Raw genomic sequence first — 16,217 nt, 5'->3', positions numbered from 1 at the left:
CGCCCTGAGGATAGCCAAGGTGGTGGCCCAACTCGGCACCAAGAGCTCGCTCGATCAGCGCCTTTTTGAACGCCATCGAGGCATCCTGAATAGCCTCGGCACTCATCGGGCCGCTGACGAACTGGTCGATCAGCTCTTTTGGAATGGATGGAAGGTCTCGCGGGGCCTCACGGGCCGGTTTCTTTTTGGTCGGCATACATGCACCTCTATCAACATGTTATGCCCGAACACAAAATTTATGACAGCCCCACAAAAACCGCTTCCCTCACCGGAAGCGGTTTTTTTACGCCCATACTTTACGTTCGATCATCGCCCACAACCCGCCTTCCCCCACTTTCATCGCCCCCGCATCGCCCCGCACCATGGCCGCCACCTGCATAACCCCAATAACAACAGGTCCAACACCATGAGCACTTTCGCCCCGCGCCGGCTCCTGCTGGCAACCGCTGTCGCCAGCCTCGCCCTCCCCGTTGTCGCTGAAGAACACGGCTTTCTCGAAGACGCCAGCGCCAACCTCAACCTGCGTAATTTCTTCTTCAACCGCAATTACACCAACCCCACCAAAACCCAGGGTGGCGCGCAGGAGTGGACGCAAAGTTTCATCCTCGACGCCAAGTCGGGCTTTACCCAAGGCACCGTAGGTTTCGGTGTGGATGTACTGGGGCTGTACTCATTGAAGCTTGATGGCGGGCGCGGCACCGGTGGCACCCAGCTGTTGCCGCTGGACCACGACGGCCGCCCTGCGGATGAATTCGGGCGCTTGGGCGTGGCGTTCAAGGCGCGGATTTCGAAGACAGAAGTGAAGGTCGGCGAATGGATGCCGGTGCTGCCGATCCTGCGTTCGGACGATGGCCGCTCCTTGCCGCAAACCCTGCGCGGCGGGCAAATCACCTCCAAGGAAATCGACGGCCTGACCCTGTACGGCGGCCAGTTCCGCGCCAACAGCCCGCGGGACGACAGCAGCATGACCGACATGTCGATGTTCGGGAAAACCGCGTTTACTTCCGACCGCTTCAACTTCCAGGGCGGCGAATATGCCTTCAATGACAAGCGCACCCAGATCGGCGTGTGGAACGCCCAGCTCAAGGACATCTACAGCCAGCAATACCTCAACCTGATCCACAGCCAGCCCGTAGGCGACTGGACCCTGGGCGCCAACCTCGGGTTCTTCTATGGCAAGGACGACGGCAGCGCCCGCGCCGGCGACCTCGACAACAAGACCTGGTCCGGATTGTTCTCGGCCCGATACGGCGGCAACACCTTCTACGTCGGCTTGCAAAAGCTCACCGGCAACAGCGCCTGGATGCGCGTCAACGGCACCAGCGGCGGCACCCTGGCCAACGACAGCTACAACGCCAGCTACGACAACGCCCAGGAAAAATCCTGGCAGGTACGCCATGACTACAACTTCGCCGCCCTTGGCGTGCCGGGGCTGACGCTGATGAACCGCTACATCAGCGGCAGTAACGTACACAGCGGCACGGTGACCGACGGCAAGGAATGGGGACGGGAAACTGAAGTGGCCTACGTTGTGCAGAGCGGAACATTGAAGAACCTCAATGTGCGCCTGCGCAATTCCAGCATGCGCAGGGATTACAACAACAACGAGTTTGATGAAAACCGGTTGATCGTCAGTTACCCGATAAGCCTGCTGTAAAGCCTCGACAGACTTGCTGTATGGTGCGCGCGTGTCATGGATGACCCGCCCCAGCAGCCAACGTCTTTCGAGTCCTCCATGAAACACTTTGCCATCGTATCGGCCGCATTAGCCTTGGCCCTGAGTCTAAGCGGCTGCATCGGTCCGCCCCTGGCGCTGACACCGCAAACCGAACAACGCCTGCAAACCGAAGCGCCGATCCGTTTTTTGCTGACCTTCGATGACGGCCCCAGCGCCTCGGGCTTCATGAACCCCAGCCGCTCGGTGATGGCGGACCTGGCGAACAACCCGATACAACCGGGGATCAAGGCGGTGTTCTTTCTGCAGACCGAGGCGCCCCGCTCCGGCGGCAACCCGCGAGGCCGCAAGACCATGGAACGCGAACACGCGGCGGGTCATATCCTGGGCTTTCATACCGCGACCCCATGGCACAGTAACCATCGCTCGCAGAATCCCGCTGAGCTGGAACACTACCTCAGCCTGGGCTCATCGACCCTTGAATCCATCACCGGCCAGCCGCCCACGCTGGTACGCCCGCCGTTCTGGAATTACGACAAGCGCACCTTCGCCGCCTATCAGCAGCACGGCATGCATGTACTGCTGACAGACCTGAGTGCAAACGATGGGGTGATCTGGGTGTTCAATGGCAGCCCCCGCCGACGGGAAAACCTGATACGCCAACTGTCAGTACTGCGCGAACGCATCGCCCGGGGTGAGTTGCCGACGGTGGACGGCGTGATCCCGGTGGTGGTGACCTTTCACGATATCAACCGCTACACCGCCTGGCACTTGAAGGAATACCTGCAAATCCTGATGGACAGCGCGCGCATCAACGGCGTGCCCGTCGCCCAGCAGCCGTTCTATACCGACCGGGCAACCTTGCAGCGCGCCGCCATGGCCCGCACGGTGAAGAGCGCCGACGAAGTGGTGCATCTGCCGGGGGTGTGGAATTGGGTGTGGGACGCTGACACTCATTAATCACCTGCGTGACAGCAGGTAACATTTGCCGCTGTCCAACCTCGACCGACATGGGAACCCACGCTAAACCCGCACCACACACTGGGGTATATCCGCGATGAGATACCCCCATGAACATGCCTTCGCTATTTGTTTCGCCTGCATTTAATCAACTGTCGACATCGGCCCTGCCTGCGGCTTCCACTGCTCCCTCTGGCCAGGCACCGGTCGTAGTCACCAGTAAGTCGTCCCGGTATATCGGTCACGACAGACCCCTGGACTTCATGTATTTCTCCTCCCTTTCCAAGCTCGCCGCGGATCAGAATCCCGTCGACAAAAACGAAAAAAAATACATCAACTCCGACATATTGCGTCATGACCAGAATGTAAAGATTTACCAGGAAATCACCTACGTCAGCAAAGGCGGGAAGCCTGTAGGCGCTACCGGTAACGAATTCATCATCGAGACCGCCAATCACGACGACAAGGTGATCATCAAAAAAAGTCCGGACAACAATCTGATCGCCATTATCAACAACACGCCCTATCAACTGAACTTGCTTCGTTCCCCTGATGGCAGTGAAACCCAACCCCTGCGGATCAGGACCAATGGCGGCAACGATTGCGTGCTGATCGATCCATTGGTTGATAACAATATTCGCGTCGAATTGGGTGCTGGTGACGATTACGCCCAGGCGGGCTCGGGCAATACCCGGCTATACGGCGGTGCAGGTAACGACAGGCTCAAGCTCGGGAGCGGCGACGGCATCGCGATGGGCGATGATGGCGATGACCTGCTGATCGCTGGCTCGGGTAACGGCATCCTCAAAGGCAATAACGGCAACGATCGCATGCAGGCAGGCCAGGGGTTCCATGAGCGCCGCCTGTTCATGGACGGCGGTGATGGCCACGACTTCATGATTGTCACCCGCAATGACACACATATTCCGGCGGTCATCCACGGAGGCAAAGGTGAAAACCTGATTGTCACTCACGGCCCCGCCACGGTTTATACCGGGCGCGACAAGAATATTGTCAGGTCCGACAACGATGACACCGTCATTTACGCCAAGCCTTCGGACCAGATTCATCGCACTCCAGGCTCCACACTCGTCCACACACAACCCAGTGAGGCGGGTAAAAGTGGCTATGTCGTCGAAGGCTCTACCGAGTTCAAGCAACAGGTAGAAGACGATATGGAGCTGCTGAGAATGTCTATGCAGGGCAAGAAGATGCTCAGTACCGCCGACGCCAAGGCTCAGCAAAACGATGCCCCCGTTCGCATCACTGAGTTGGCTGAAGATAACGGTCGTTACTTTTTCAATAACGCGGCTGTTCGCAACCACTTGGCAGCAGGCAATACCCTTGAAACGCTAGAGCCCGCAGCCCGGGGCCACATCATCCATAACCAGCGCGGCGCGGTCGCTACAGGCGGGGAAATACACTACAACACCTCCTACTCACTGGATGAAGACAGCGCCCCAGTCAACGCCCTCTATCATGAAATGGCCCACGCCTATAACGGTGCCACGGGAACCTTTCTCGAAGGCGATACCGGCACCCCGGAGAACCCGGGCGGCGAACCCAACGCCGAACGGCAAGCCGTAGGCCTGCCTACGATCGCGCTACCTTTTGACTTCGACAACCATCGATCAACCGACCCCACAACGACCAATCCCAAGCCCTTTACGGAAAATGCACTCCGAGAGGAAATGGGCCGCCCGTTACGCACCCAGTACACTTAGCAGACGCGTCCTGCGGGGGTTCAATCAGGCTGGATCGCGCGATTCGACCCCCAACTCATCCCACACCGACTCAGCCAAATGAAACGTCGCATTGGCCGCCGGAATTCCGCAGTAGATCGCGCTCTGCATCAGCACTTCCTTGATTTCGGCGCGGGTCACGCCGTTACTCGCGGCAGCTCGCAGGTGCAGCTTGAGTTCTTCACTGCGGTTCATGCCGATCAGCATGGCGATGGTGATCAGGCTGCGGGTATGCCGCGGCAGGCCCGGGCGGGTCCAGATATCACCCCAGGCATGGCGGGTGATCATTTCCTGGAATTCGCTGTTGAATTCGGTCAGGGCGTTGAGGCTGCGGTCGACATGGGCGTCGCCCAGCACTTCACGGCGCACTTGCAGGCCGTCGGCATAACGTTGTTTCTCGTCCACAAAAAGCTCCTCATGCAATTTTTGACGACAGGCACATAACCTGTGGCGAGGGAGCTTGCTCCCGTTGGGTCGCGCAGCGGCCCCCATAAGGTCACCGCATACTTGCTGAAAAATCTCTATTGCGGCTTTCAGGGCTGCTTCGCAGCCCAACGGGAGCAAGCTCCCTCGCCACAGAGGTTAGCGATACTCAGCGGGCTAACAGAAATTCCAGCACACGGTCGCTGAACGCCGCACCGGCCTGCACGTTGGACAGGTGCGCGGCGTAGAACTCGGCGTACTCGGCGCCCTGCACATGTTCCTGGATAAAGTGCCCACCAGACGGCGGCGTGACCGCATCTTCAGTGCCGGCAATCACCAGGGTCGGCACCTTGATCAATGCCAGCTGCTCACGGAAATCCGCATCGCGCACAGCCGCGCAGTTGGCGGCATAACCCTGGGGATTGGTCGCTGCCAGCATGTCGGTGATCAGCTTGGCCTGGTCAGGATGAGCCTCGGCAAAGTCGGCGGTGAACCAGCGGGCGATCGACGCGTCACGCAGGGCCACCATCGCTGCCGCACCGTCGCGCAGGACCATCTCGATCCGTGGATTCCAGATCTCGGGCGTGCCGATTTTCGCTGCTGTGTTGCATACCACCAGCCGGCGCAAACGCTCACCCGCATTGACCCCCAGCCACTGGCCGATCAGGCCGCCCATGGACAGCCCGCAGAAATGCGCGCGTTCGATCTGCAAAGCATCCAGCAGCGCCAACACGTCACCGCCCAATTGCTCGATGCTGTAGGGCCCCTCGGTCACCAGGGATTTGCCGTGGCCACGGGTGTCGAAACGCAGCACCTGGAAGTACTTCGTGAACGCCTCGATCTGGATGTCCCACATGTGCAGGTCGGTGCCCAGGGAGTTGGACAGCACCAACACTGGTGCGTCTTCGGGGCCATCGAGTTGGTAGTTCAGTTCGCCATCGGCGAGTTGTACAAATCCCACAGCAGCCTCCTCAGGCAGTCAAAGCAAAATGTTCGGACACGGCCCGGGTGACCCAGGTGTGTGCCTGGCCCAGGTAGTGCGCCGGATCCAGCAGGCGATCGAGTTCGGCTGCCGACAGTTCGGCGGTCACTTGCGGTTCGTCACCCAGCACCGCTCGCAGGTGGCGCCCCTCGGCGACGGCGCGCTTGCAGCATTGTTCCAGTAGATGGTGCGCGGTTTCGCGGCCCAGGCGCTGGGCAAGGACGATGCTGACCGCTTCGGCCAATACCAGGCCTTGGGTCAGATCCAGATTCCGGGACATGCGCCCGGGGTCGACTTCCAGCCCTTCGCTGACCAGCAGCGCCTGATGCAACGCACCGGACACCAACCGGCAAATTTCCGGCAAGGTTTCCCACTCGGCGTGCCACAGGCCCAGGCTGCGTTCGTGCTCCTGGGGCATGGCGCTGAACATTGTCGCTACCAGGCCGGGCACACGGGTCGCGGCGCTGATCAGCACGGCGGCGCCCACCGGGTTGCGCTTGTGGGGCATGGTCGAAGAGCCACCCTTGCCGGGGGCTGAGGGTTCGAACACTTCTGCCGCTTCGGTCTGCATCAGCAGGCTGATGTCTCGGCCCAGTTTACCGAGGCTGCCGGCGATCAAGCCAAGCACCGAGGCAAACTCCACCAGTCGGTCGCGCTGGGTGTGCCAGGGTTGTTCCGGCAGGCCCAGTTGCAACTCGGCCGCCAAGGCTTGCGCCACCGGCATCGCCTGTTCGCCCAAGGCCGCCAGGGTTCCGGAAGCACCGCCAAATTGCAGCACCAGTAAGCGTGGCTTGAGCTCGCGAAGGCGCTGCCGACTTCGGGTGACTGCGCCGAGCCAGCCGGCGATTTTCATGCCCAGGGTGACCGGCGTTGCATGCTGCAGCCACGTCCGGCCAGCCAAAGGAGTTGTCGCATAACGTTGAGCCTGCGCGGCCAGGATGCCACCCAACCGCGCCAGATCGTGTTCGATCAACTCGACAGCGCTGCGCAGTTGCAGCACCAGGCCGGTGTCCATCACATCCTGGCTGGTAGCACCCAGATGCACATAACGTTCGGCGCCGGCATCTTCGCTGGCGATCAACTTGCCGAGGGCCTTGACCAACGGAATCGCCGAATTGCCCGCAGTGGCAATTGCCTCGCCGAGGGCATCAACGTCGTAGAGAGAAGCCAGGCAAGCCTGGGCAATGGGCGCGACGGCCGCTTGCGGGATCAACCCGACCTGAGCCTCGGCCCGGGCCAGTGCCGCTTCGAAATCCAGCATGCCCTGCAAGCGCCCTTGGTCGCAGAACACTTCGGCCATGCTGTTGGCGGTGAAATAGGCGTCGAACAGTTGGTTGCTCGTGCGCATCGTCATAAAACATCCCTAGGTGGCGCATACCCGAAGAGGGGCATGCGCCAGCCGGTTACAGATCGTGGTGCAAGTACGCCGCCTGTTTGGGCAGGCGCAAGCTGAACAGGAACGCCACCGCCATCATTGCCGTGACGTACCAGTAGAAGGTGTTCTCCATGCCCATGGACTTGAGCCCCAAGGCCACGTATTCCGCCGAGCCACCGAAGATCGCGTTAGCCACCGCATACGCCAGGCCCACGCCCAATGCGCGTACTTGTGGCGGGAACATCTCGGCTTTCACCAGGCCGCTGATGGAGGTGTAAAAGCTCACGATGGCCAGCGCCAGGGTGATCAACACAAAGGCCAGGAACGGACTGCTGACGGTTTTCAGGGTCAGCAGGATCGGCACGGTGCACAGCGTGCCCAGGGCGCCGAACCACAGCATCGAGTTACGGCGGCCAATCTTGTCGGCCAACATGCCGAACACCGGCTGCATGCACATGTAGAAGAACAGCGCGCCGGTCATGATGTAGCTGGCGGTCTTGGCGTGCATCCCGGCGGTGTTCACCAGGTACTTCTGCATGTAGGTGGTGAACGTGTAGAAAATCAGCGAGCCGCCGGCGGTGTAGCCGAGCACGGTGATAAACGCCGCCTTGTGATCGCGGAACAGCGCGGCAATGCTGCCGGCGTCCTTGTCTTCACGCATTTCCTTGCTGGTGGTTTCTTTCAGGGTGCGACGCAGCAGCAGCGAGATCACCGCCGCAATGGCGCCGATCACAAACGGAATCCGCCAGCCCCAGGCACGCAGTTCGTCTTCGGTGAGGATCTGTTGCAGGATCACCACCACCAACACCGCCAGCAGTTGCCCGCCGATCAGGGTCACGTACTGGAACGAGGCAAAGAACCCGCGCTGGCCCTTGAGCGCCACTTCGCTCATGTAGGTAGCGGTAGTGCCGTATTCGCCGCCTACCGACAGGCCCTGGAACAACCGGGCCACCAGCAGCAAGGCCGGGGCCCAGGCGCCGATGTCTTTGTAGGTGGGCAAAAAGGCAATGACCAGGGAGCCGGCGCACATCATCAGCACCGAGATCATCATCGAATTCTTGCGACCGTGTTTATCCGCCACCCGGCCGAACAGCCAGCCGCCGATGGGGCGCATCAGGAAGCCGGCGGCGAACACACCAGCGGTGTTGAGCAGTTGCACGGTGGGGTCGTCCGACGGGAAAAACGCCGGGGCGAAATAGATGGCGCAGAAGGCATAGACGTAGAAGTCGAACCATTCGACGAGGTTGCCGGAAGAGGCACCGACAATCGCAAAAATCCTTTTGCTGCGTTCTTCTCCGGTGTAGTGGCTGGTTTTTGTTGTCATGTTTTTTCACTCAGTGGGAACGGTTATAGCCTAGACATACTTTGCAACAACCATGTTCCGCAAGCAGACTTTTGGATATTTGTTGCCTGTGCCGGCCTCATCGCGGGCAAACCCGGCTCCCACATTTGGAATGCATTCCCCTGTGGGAGCTGGCTTGCCTGCGATAGATCCCCAGCCAACTCAATAATCGAAGAACACCGTCTCTTCGTCTGTCCCCTGCAAAATCACATTCCACTGATACACACCCGCCGCATCCGCCTTGGCGATCAACGTGCGCCGGCGCTCTTGCGGCACACACGCCAGCAGCGCGTCATCGCCGTTCGCTGCCTCTCCGTCAAAATAAATCCGCGTCAGCAGGTGCTTCACCAACCCACGGGCAAATACCAACACCACCAGGTGCGGCGCCTGGGTCGTGCCCTTCAACCCCGGCACACTGCCCGGCTTGATGGTGGTAAAGCGAAAACGCCCTTCGGCGTCCACCGGCACCCGGCCAAAGCCTTCGAAGTTCGGGTCGACGGGCTTGTCCTGCTCATCTTCAGGATGGTCGTACTTACCGGCGGCGTTGGCCTGCCAGACTTCCAGCATGGCGTCGTTGACCACATCGCCATTGCCATCCACCACCTGCCCGGTGATCGCCACGCGCTCGCCGAGGGTGGCGGCAACGGTCAGGTCTTCGCGGTTCAGCCAGGTCAGGCCGATGTGGTAATACGGCCCGACGGTGTGGGAAGTAGTCGCGTTGAGGCTCATCTTATTTCTCCATCGGCGTGGCGTCGCGGCCGCGCAGGACGATGTCCCAGCGGTAGCCGAGGGCATAGTGCGGAATGGTTTTTTCCAGGTCGAAACTGGCGATCAGGCGTTCCTTGGCGGAGGTGTCCGGGACGCAGTTGTAGATCGGGTCGTACGCCAGCAGCGGGTCGCCGGGGAAATACATCTGCGTCACCAACCGCGTCAGCACACTCGGGCCGAACAGCGAGAAGTGGATGTGCGCCGGGCGCCACGCATTGTGGTGGTTGCCCCACGGGTAGGCGCCGGGCTTGATGGTCTGGAACTGGTACCAGCCCTCGGCGTCGGTGACCGTGCGCCCGGTACCGGTGAAATTCGGGTCCAGCGGCGCGTCATGCTGGTCGCGCTTGTGGTTGTAGCGGCCGGCGGCGTTGGCCTGCCAGATTTCCACGAGGATACCGGGAACGGGCAAGCCGTTTTCATCCAGCACGCGCCCGTGAATGATGATGCGTTCGCCCTGGGGCTCGCCTTCATGCTGGGCGGTCAGGTCGTTGTCCTTCTCGTCGATCCGTTCGGCGCCGATGGTCGGGCCGGTGATTTCCGACAAGGAATGGGGCAGGAACACCAACGGCTTGGACGGCGAACGCAGGTTCGTCGACTGGTAGGCCGGGTGCAGGTAATCAGGCTGAGTACCCGCTTGCGGGCGCCGGTATCCGGGCTTGTCACTCATGGAGCAATCCTCTTTATTCTTGTGGGTCTCAAACGCGTTCGATCGCCAGGGCCAGGCCTTGGCCAACACCGACACACATGGTCGCCAGGCCTTTGCTGCCACCGGTTTTTTCCAGCTGATGCAGGGCGGTCAGTACCAGACGCGCGCCGCTCATGCCCAGCGGGTGGCCAAGGGCAATGGCACCACCGTTCGGGTTGACCTGCGGTGCGTCGTCGGCAATCCCCAGTTCGCGCAGTACGGCCAAGCCCTGGCTGGCAAACGCTTCGTTGAGCTCGATCACATCAAAATCGGTGACCGCCAGGCCGAGGCGCTCCACCAGTTTGCGCACGGCCGGCACCGGGCCGATGCCCATGACCCGAGGTGCAACACCGGCGCTGGCCATGCCCAGCACACGAGCGCGAGCGGTCAGGCCATGTTTTTTGACGGCTTCAGCGGAGGCCAGGATCAGCGCTGCGGCGCCATCGTTCACACCCGAGGCGTTGCCCGCAGTGACGGTCTTGTCCGGGCCGTTGACCGGCTTGAGCTTGGTCAAGGCTTCCAGGGTGGTATCGGCCCGTGGATGCTCGTCGTGCTCGACCACGGTTTCGCCTTTTTTATGCGCGACACGCACCGGCACGATTTCTTCAGCAAAGAAGCCGGCAGCCTGCGCAACAGCGGTACGTTGCTGGCTGCGCAGGGCGAAGGCGTCCTGATCGGCGCGGGAGACTTTATAGTCGTCGGCCACGTTGTCGGCGGTTTGCGGCATCGGATCGACGCCGTACTGGGCCTTCATCAACGGGTTGATAAAACGCCAGCCGATGGTGGTGTCTTCCAGCTTCATGTTGCGCGAGAACGCCGCATCAGCCTTGCCCATCACGAACGGGGCGCGGGACATCGACTCAACGCCACCGGCAATCGCCAGCTCCATTTCGCCGCTGGCGATGGCGCGAAACGCCGTGCCGATCGCGTCCATGCCCGACGCGCACAGGCGGTTCAGGGTGACGCCGGGAATGCTTTCCGGCAGGCCCGCCAGCAATGCTGCCATGCGGGCCACGTTGCGGTTGTCTTCGCCGGCCTGGTTGGCGCAGCCGAGGAACACTTCATCCACCGCGTTCCAGTCCACCGACGGGTTGCGCTCCATCAGCGCCTTGATCGGCAGTGCCGCCAGGTCATCGGCGCGCACGGTGGACAAGCCGCCGCCAAAACGGCCGATGGGGGTACGAATGGCGTCACAGATAAATACGTCGCGCATCAGGCTTCTCCGGGGGCTTGGCCGTGGGCGGCAGCGGTGCGTGCCTCAAGGTCGCGCAGGGCGGTCAGTTCAATCTCGGTAGGTTCGGCGCTGGTGGTCAGTTGGTCGGCAAAGCGAATCGCCCAACCGGTGGCGGCCACCACTTGCTCACGGGTCACGCCGGGGTGCAGGGCGGTGACGACAAATTCGTGGGTGCCCTCCTCCGGCTCCATGATGCACAGGTCGGTAATGATCCCTACGGGACCGGCGCCTGGCAGACCCAGGCGTTTGCGCGAGTCACCGCCTTCGCCGTGGCCGACCGAGGTGATGAAGTCCAGCTTGTCGACAAACGAACGCGCCGACTGCTTGAGGATGATCAGCACGCTCTTGGCGGAACCGGCGATCTCCGGGGCGCCACCGGCACCCGGCAGGCGCACTTTGGGCTGGTGATAGTCACCGACCACGGTGGTGTTGATATTGCCGAAACGGTCGACCTGAGCCGCACCGAGGAAGCCGACGTCAATGCGCCCGCCCTGCAGCCAGTAGCGAAAAATCTCGCCGGTCGGCACCACGGTGTCAGCGGTTTCCGCCAGCTCGCCGTCACCGATGGACAGCGGCAGCACGGATGGCTTGGCGCCAATCGGGCCAGACTCGTAGATCAGCACCACGTCGGGCGACGACGTCAGGCGCGCCAGGTTGGCGGCCTTGGAGGGCAGGCCGATGCCGACGAAGCACACCGAACCGTTCTTCAGGCGGCGCGCGGCGGCGACGGTCATCATTTCATTGGTGGAGTAAGCCATTATTTGGCCTCCTGCGCGGCGGCCAGCTTGGCCTGGAATTCACTGAAGTTGGCAGTGCCGTGGATGTATTCGTTGATCCACGCAGTAAACGTCTCACGGTCCCGGGCGATCGGGTCCCACGCCTGGTAGAAGCGGTTGTCACGCTCGGTGTAACCGTGGGCGTAAGACGGATGCGCGCCGCCTGGCACGTGGCACACGGCGGTCAGGGCCCAGGTCGGCAGGACGCAGGCATTCATCGGTGCGTTGAGGTCGTCGACGATTTCTTCGACGGTGACGATGCAGCGCTTGGCTGCCAGGGCCGCCTCCTTCTGCACACCGAGGATGCCCCAGAGCAGCACATTGCCTTTGCGGTCAGCCTTTTGTGCGTGGATCACGGTGATGTCCGGGCGCACCGATGGCACGGCGGCCAGCACTTCGCCGGTGAAGGGGCAAGTCACGGTCTTGATCAGCGGGTTAACCTTGGGCAGGTCGGAACCGGCGTAGGCGCGCAGCACCGCGAATGGCAGGCCGGATGCCCCGGCGACGTAGGCATTGGCCAGGTCGGCGTGGCTGTGTTCTTCGATCTCCAGTGGTTGCGGCCATTGCTTTTCAACCGCGTCCCGCAGGCGATGCAGGGAGCCCACACCCGGGTTGCCGCCCCAGGAGAAAATCAACTTGCGTGCACAGCCGGCGCCGATCAACTGGTCGTAGATCAGGTCGGGCGTCATGCGCACCAGCGTCAGGTCTTTCTTGCCCTGACGAATGATTTCATGACCTGCCGCCGTAGGGATCAGGTGAGTAAAGCCTTCGAGTGCAACGGTGTCGCCGTCATTCACGAACTGCTTTATTGCATCAGCCAGGATAAGGATTTCAGCCATGGGGTTGGGCTCCCGGTATCGATCGAAAAAGGCGCTGGAGGCAGCGCCGAAGTGCTTGAAGATTAAGCCGGGGGTTGACGCCAAACAATCCGATAATCGACTGAGCGTTCGATTATCGAACGAATTGTTTGCAAGCTATCTTTCCCTGTAGGAGCGAGCTTGCTCGCGAAAAACTTGAAGACGCCGCGTTCGTTCAGAATGCCAACGTCATCGCTAGAGACTTTCGCGAGCAAGCTCGCTCCTGCAAAAAATCGCTTCAGGTAGCGTCCGCGTGGCTGACCATGCCCTTGATCACCACCGCCGTGGTGGCCAATGCCGCCGGAATCACCAGGGCTGTCAGCACCTGTTCGAAGTTCCAGCCCAGACCCAGCAGGGTTGCGCCCATCCATGCACCGAGGATCGCACCAAAACGGCCGATGCCGAGCATCCACGACACACCGGTGGCACGGCCTTGGGTCGGGTAGAAGCGTGCGGCCAGCGACGGCATCGCCGATTGCGCACCGTTGACACACATGCCGGCGATCAGCACCAGGGTCGCCAGGAGCGTGATATTGCCCAGGCTCTGTCCCACCGCGTAGGCAAACACCCCGGCCAGCAAGTAGAAGGCGCCGATGACCTTGTGAGGATTGAACCGGTCCATCGCCCAGCCCACGCCGACCGCACTCAATACGCCGCCAAACTGGAACAACGCGCCGATAAACGCGGCCTGTTCCATGCTGGCGCCGCTGTCGCGCATCAGGGTCGGCAGCCAACTGGTCAGCAGGTAAACAATCACCAGGCCCATGAAGTAGGTCAGCCACAACAGCAAGGTGCCGGCGCTGTAGGTGCCAGAGAAGATCACCGCGAACACGTTGCGCGCCTTGACGGTTTTTTGCTCGGGCACGCTGAAGCTTGCGGCCTGGGCGACGATGCTGGGTTCGATGGGCGCGAGGGTCTTGCGGACCTTGTCGGTGCCGCGATTGCGCACCACCAGGTAACGCGCCGACTCCGGCAGCCAGAACAACAACACCACCGCAAGGATCAACGGCAAGATGCCGCCGATCATCAGCAGGCTGTGCCAGCCAAAAGCCGGGATCAACTTGGCCGAGATAAACCCGCCACCGGCCATGCCCAGGTTGAAGCCGCAGAACATGCTGGTAACCAGCAGCGACTTATGACGTTCCGGGGTGTATTCGGAGAGCAGCGTCGTGGCATTCGGCATCCCGGCGCCCAGGCCCAGGCCGGTGAGGAAACGCAGGATCAGCAGTTGATCGACGTTACTGCTGTAGGCCGATGCCAGGCTGAAGGCGCCAAACACCAATACCGCTCCCACCAGCACCACCTTGCGTCCAAAGCGGTCCGCGAGCGGACCGGAGCCGAGGGCGCCAAAGACCATGCCGATCAACGCGGCACTCATTACCGGGCCGAGGCTGGCGCGGTCGATGCCCCAGTCCTGGGACAGCGCAGGGGCGATAAAGCCCATGGCGGCGGTGTCGAGGCCGTCGAGGAAGACGATGAGAAAACACAGGATCACCACCCGCCACTGATACCGCGACAGCGGCTGGGCGTTGATGAAGGACTGAACGTCCAGGCAAGTACCGACAGCAGGTGAAGGCTGATTCATTATTTTTATTTCCACACCGATGGGCGGGCGAACGACCTTGAGTCGTCATTATTATTGGGGCGGCGCCTTGAAGCGCTGCCGCACATTAATAAGCCTTGGGAAACACCGTCAATTCATCCAGCCGGGATCTGTGCGGTCACCGAACAGCTTACGCAAACAGCTGGGCACTCAGCTCCTGGCTGGCGCTGAGCATGCTCGGCAGGAAACGCTGCTCCAGCTCACTGCGGCTAACCCGCCCGGCATGGGTGCTGACGTTCAGCGCGGCGAGTACCTGGCCCGAGGCGTCGTATACCGGCACGGCGATGGAACGCAGGCCCTGTTCCAGTTCCTGGTCGACAATGCACCAACCTTGTTGCCGCACTTCCTGCAAGCATTCGAGCAAGGCTTGCGGAGTGGTGAGGGTGCGGCTGGTCTTGGTTTGCAGGTCGGCGTGGTCGAGATAGTCCTGCAGTGAAGCGTCATCCAGCGCGGCCAGCAGGATACGGCCCATGGAGGTGCAATAGGCCGGCAAGCGGCCGCCCACGGAAAGGTCGACGGAAATCAGGCGCTGGGTGGTGGCGGAACGGGCGATGTAGAGGATGTCATCGCCTTCCAGGGTCGCCATGTTGCAGGCTTCGTGGAGTTGCTCGCTCATGCGGTCCAGGTACGGCTGGGCGGAAACCGCCAGGGGCGTGGACGACAGATAGGCGTGGCCGAGGGTCAGCACCTTGGGCAGCAGTGAATAGGTACGCCCGTCGGTGGTGGCGTAGCCGAGTTTGATCAGGGTATGCAGGCAACGGCGTACGGCAGCGCGGGGAATTTCCGTGCGGTGACTTATCTGGGCGATGGTCAGGTGGCGCTTGCGTTCCTGGAACGCCTGCACCACGGCCAGGCCACGGGCCAGAGAGGTCATGAAGTCCGGATCACCGGTAAACGCCTGGATGCGCTTGGCGGGTGACGCAACGATCGGCGGCGCCACTGACGCGAAGGAGTTGCGCAATTGATCGTTCATTTGGGGTCCTTTCTCTTATTTTTAACCGCTGCGGGGGTGAGCGCTATTACAAGCCGCCGTGTAATCGATACACAAGGCAAGGCGGGCAAGATTGGGCGATTATCGGACGGTCATTCGATTATCGCAATTAGTCACCGCCCGCCGGCGGTCGGCCCAGGTTGGTCCACCTCTCAATCGACTTTCAGAATCTTCTGATGTACGAGAGAACTTAAGGTTTATTTACCGCCTGTAGAACACGGCACAATTTATGACGTCAATAGTTGAGCAATTACCTGACGTGCTTGAGTAACAAAACCCTCACACAAAGTTGACGATTTTTAACTTGATGGTGATAGTGTTACTCAAACGCATGGCTATAATGCATCCTGTGCGAGGCCGGCTCCGTTTCAAAACGCCGATCCGAGCCTGACCGGGCTACGCATCGCCTTTGCGCAGGCCCCGCCGCAAGTACCTGACACTCATGCAAGATGCTGCCAATGGCTTGCGATTGTAAATAGAAACTGTTGCTACGACAGCTGTTCTTCTTCCGGTGCCGTGGCCGCATGCAATAAGGAAGTGATTGATCCTTCCCTGCATCGCGCTTCACTGGAATTAAACTCAACTCAATTAGGTAACAATGTGACGAAAGACGAACTGCGCGCGGAACTTGAGCGCCAGGAACAACGTTACAAGGATGTTTACGGCGGGGAAGTCACCACCTACGCCGCCCAGCCAGAACCTGAACGCAAGCCCTGGCGCAAACGAGCCAGTCTGCTAGACCAGGCCTTTGCCCAGGAAATCCATAAGATTGAACAGGACCTCAAAGCCGGAGAGCCATAAGCG

15 protein-coding genes and 1 pseudogene are annotated in these 16,217 nt (G+C 61.0%); 4 read left to right on the top strand and 12 right to left on the bottom strand.

All coding sequences use genetic code 11. From position 1 onward, the window contains the following. A pseudogene (locus AU074_RS22435) lies at nt 1-196 on the bottom strand (IS256 family transposase); the annotation flags it as partial. Between the two features lie 210 nt (nt 197-406). On the opposite strand from AU074_RS22435, the gene AU074_RS22430 reads away from it, so the two are divergent. The 3 genes from AU074_RS22430 (at nt 407) to AU074_RS22420 (ending at nt 4,359) form a co-directional block, all read left to right on the top strand. After that, a complete protein-coding gene (locus AU074_RS22430; RefSeq protein WP_076016564.1) occupies nt 407-1,657 on the top strand; it encodes an OprD family porin in 1,251 nt (416 codons plus the stop codon). Nucleotides 1,658-1,735: 78 nt separating this feature from the next. Beyond that, a complete protein-coding gene (locus tag AU074_RS22425; protein WP_076016563.1) occupies nt 1,736-2,635 on the top strand; it encodes a polysaccharide deacetylase family protein in 900 nt (299 codons plus the stop codon). Nucleotides 2,636-2,745: 110 nt separating this feature from the next. Further along, entirely contained in the window at nt 2,746-4,359 is a 1,614-nt protein-coding gene (locus AU074_RS22420; RefSeq protein ID WP_076016562.1) for a M91 family zinc metallopeptidase, read from the top strand. A 24-nt stretch (nt 4,360-4,383) separates the two neighbouring features. Here AU074_RS22420 and pcaC read toward each other — a convergent pair whose 3' ends face one another. The 11 genes from pcaC to pcaR form a co-directional block, all read right to left on the bottom strand. Next, complete coding sequence (gene pcaC, locus AU074_RS22415) at nt 4,384-4,782, bottom strand: 4-carboxymuconolactone decarboxylase (protein ID WP_017479335.1); 399 nt, start codon at nt 4,780-4,782, stop codon at nt 4,384-4,386. Between the two features lie 187 nt (nt 4,783-4,969). Next, nucleotides 4,970-5,761: a 3-oxoadipate enol-lactonase gene (pcaD, locus tag AU074_RS22410; RefSeq protein ID WP_076016561.1), complete on the bottom strand. Its 792-nt coding sequence runs from the start codon at nt 5,759-5,761 to the stop codon at nt 4,970-4,972. Nucleotides 5,762-5,771: 10 nt separating this feature from the next. Continuing rightward, nucleotides 5,772-7,136 (bottom strand): 3-carboxy-cis,cis-muconate cycloisomerase, encoded by a 1,365-nt coding sequence (locus tag AU074_RS22405; RefSeq protein WP_076016560.1) that lies wholly within the window; start codon nt 7,134-7,136, stop codon nt 5,772-5,774. A 49-nt stretch (nt 7,137-7,185) separates the two neighbouring features. Continuing rightward, nucleotides 7,186-8,481: an MFS family transporter gene (locus tag AU074_RS22400; protein WP_076016559.1), complete on the bottom strand. Its 1,296-nt coding sequence runs from the start codon at nt 8,479-8,481 to the stop codon at nt 7,186-7,188. 180 nt (nt 8,482-8,661) lie between these two features. Next, complete coding sequence (gene pcaG / locus AU074_RS22395) at nt 8,662-9,228, bottom strand: protocatechuate 3,4-dioxygenase subunit alpha (RefSeq protein ID WP_003219820.1); 567 nt, start codon at nt 9,226-9,228, stop codon at nt 8,662-8,664. Between the two features lies 1 nt (nt 9,229). Continuing rightward, nucleotides 9,230-9,934 carry a protocatechuate 3,4-dioxygenase subunit beta gene (gene pcaH / locus AU074_RS22390; protein ID WP_076016558.1) on the bottom strand — a complete coding sequence of 235 codons (705 nt, stop codon included), beginning with the start codon at nt 9,932-9,934 and terminating at the stop codon, nt 9,230-9,232. A gap of 28 nt (nt 9,935-9,962) precedes the next feature. Beyond that, nucleotides 9,963-11,168 carry a 3-oxoadipyl-CoA thiolase gene (gene pcaF / locus AU074_RS22385; RefSeq protein WP_173860403.1) on the bottom strand — a complete coding sequence of 402 codons (1,206 nt, stop codon included), beginning with the start codon at nt 11,166-11,168 and terminating at the stop codon, nt 9,963-9,965. Next, nucleotides 11,165-11,947 carry a CoA-transferase subunit beta gene (locus tag AU074_RS22380; RefSeq protein WP_173860402.1) on the bottom strand — a complete coding sequence of 261 codons (783 nt, stop codon included), beginning with the start codon at nt 11,945-11,947 and terminating at the stop codon, nt 11,165-11,167. Before AU074_RS22380 ends, pcaF begins: the two co-directional genes overlap by 4 nt. Next, complete coding sequence (locus tag AU074_RS22375) at nt 11,944-12,801, bottom strand: CoA transferase subunit A (RefSeq protein ID WP_076016555.1); 858 nt, start codon at nt 12,799-12,801, stop codon at nt 11,944-11,946. The genes AU074_RS22380 and AU074_RS22375 overlap by 4 nt, the downstream gene beginning before the upstream one ends. Nucleotides 12,802-13,057: 256 nt before the next feature. Beyond that, a complete protein-coding gene (locus AU074_RS22370) occupies nt 13,058-14,404 on the bottom strand; it encodes an MFS transporter (protein WP_076016554.1) in 1,347 nt (448 codons plus the stop codon). A gap of 148 nt (nt 14,405-14,552) precedes the next feature. Continuing rightward, nucleotides 14,553-15,395 (bottom strand): pca regulon transcriptional regulator PcaR, encoded by an 843-nt coding sequence (gene pcaR, locus AU074_RS22365; protein ID WP_003219833.1) that lies wholly within the window; start codon nt 15,393-15,395, stop codon nt 14,553-14,555. 618 nt (nt 15,396-16,013) lie between these two features. Between pcaR and AU074_RS22360 the strand changes: the two genes are divergently transcribed. Continuing rightward, nucleotides 16,014-16,214 (top strand): hypothetical protein, encoded by a 201-nt coding sequence (locus AU074_RS22360; RefSeq protein WP_076016553.1) that lies wholly within the window; start codon nt 16,014-16,016, stop codon nt 16,212-16,214. The last annotated feature ends 3 nt before the right edge of the window (nt 16,215-16,217 follow it).

The sequence above is a fragment of the Pseudomonas sp. ATCC PTA-122608 genome (assembly GCF_001952855.1).
Lineage (GTDB): Bacteria > Pseudomonadota > Gammaproteobacteria > Pseudomonadales > Pseudomonadaceae > Aquipseudomonas.
The sequence above is the reverse complement of the archived record's forward strand: the minus strand, read 5'-3'. Positions and strand labels throughout refer to the sequence as shown.

Bases quoted from the DNA above. Each gene is read 5' to 3' on its own strand.
- AU074_RS22430 (WP_076016564.1), top strand. From the start codon at position 407: ATGAGCACTTTCGCCCCGCGCCGGCTCCTGCTGGCAACCGCTGTCGCC.
- AU074_RS22425 (WP_076016563.1), top strand. From the start codon at position 1,736: ATGAAACACTTTGCCATCGTATCGGCCGCATTAGCCTTGGCCCTGAGT.
- AU074_RS22420 (WP_076016562.1), top strand. From the start codon at position 2,746: ATGAACATGCCTTCGCTATTTGTTTCGCCTGCATTTAATCAACTGTCG.
- AU074_RS22405 (WP_076016560.1), bottom strand. From the start codon at position 7,136: ATGACGATGCGCACGAGCAACCAACTGTTCGACGCCTATTTCACCGCC.
- AU074_RS22400 (WP_076016559.1), bottom strand. From the start codon at position 8,481: ATGACAACAAAAACCAGCCACTACACCGGAGAAGAACGCAGCAAAAGG.
- pcaG (WP_003219820.1), bottom strand. From the start codon at position 9,228: ATGAGCCTCAACGCGACTACTTCCCACACCGTCGGGCCGTATTACCAC.
- pcaH (WP_076016558.1), bottom strand. From the start codon at position 9,934: ATGAGTGACAAGCCCGGATACCGGCGCCCGCAAGCGGGTACTCAGCCT.
- AU074_RS22375 (WP_076016555.1), bottom strand. From the start codon at position 12,801: ATGGCTGAAATCCTTATCCTGGCTGATGCAATAAAGCAGTTCGTGAAT.
- AU074_RS22370 (WP_076016554.1), bottom strand. From the start codon at position 14,404: ATGAATCAGCCTTCACCTGCTGTCGGTACTTGCCTGGACGTTCAGTCC.
- pcaR (WP_003219833.1), bottom strand. From the start codon at position 15,395: ATGAACGATCAATTGCGCAACTCCTTCGCGTCAGTGGCGCCGCCGATC.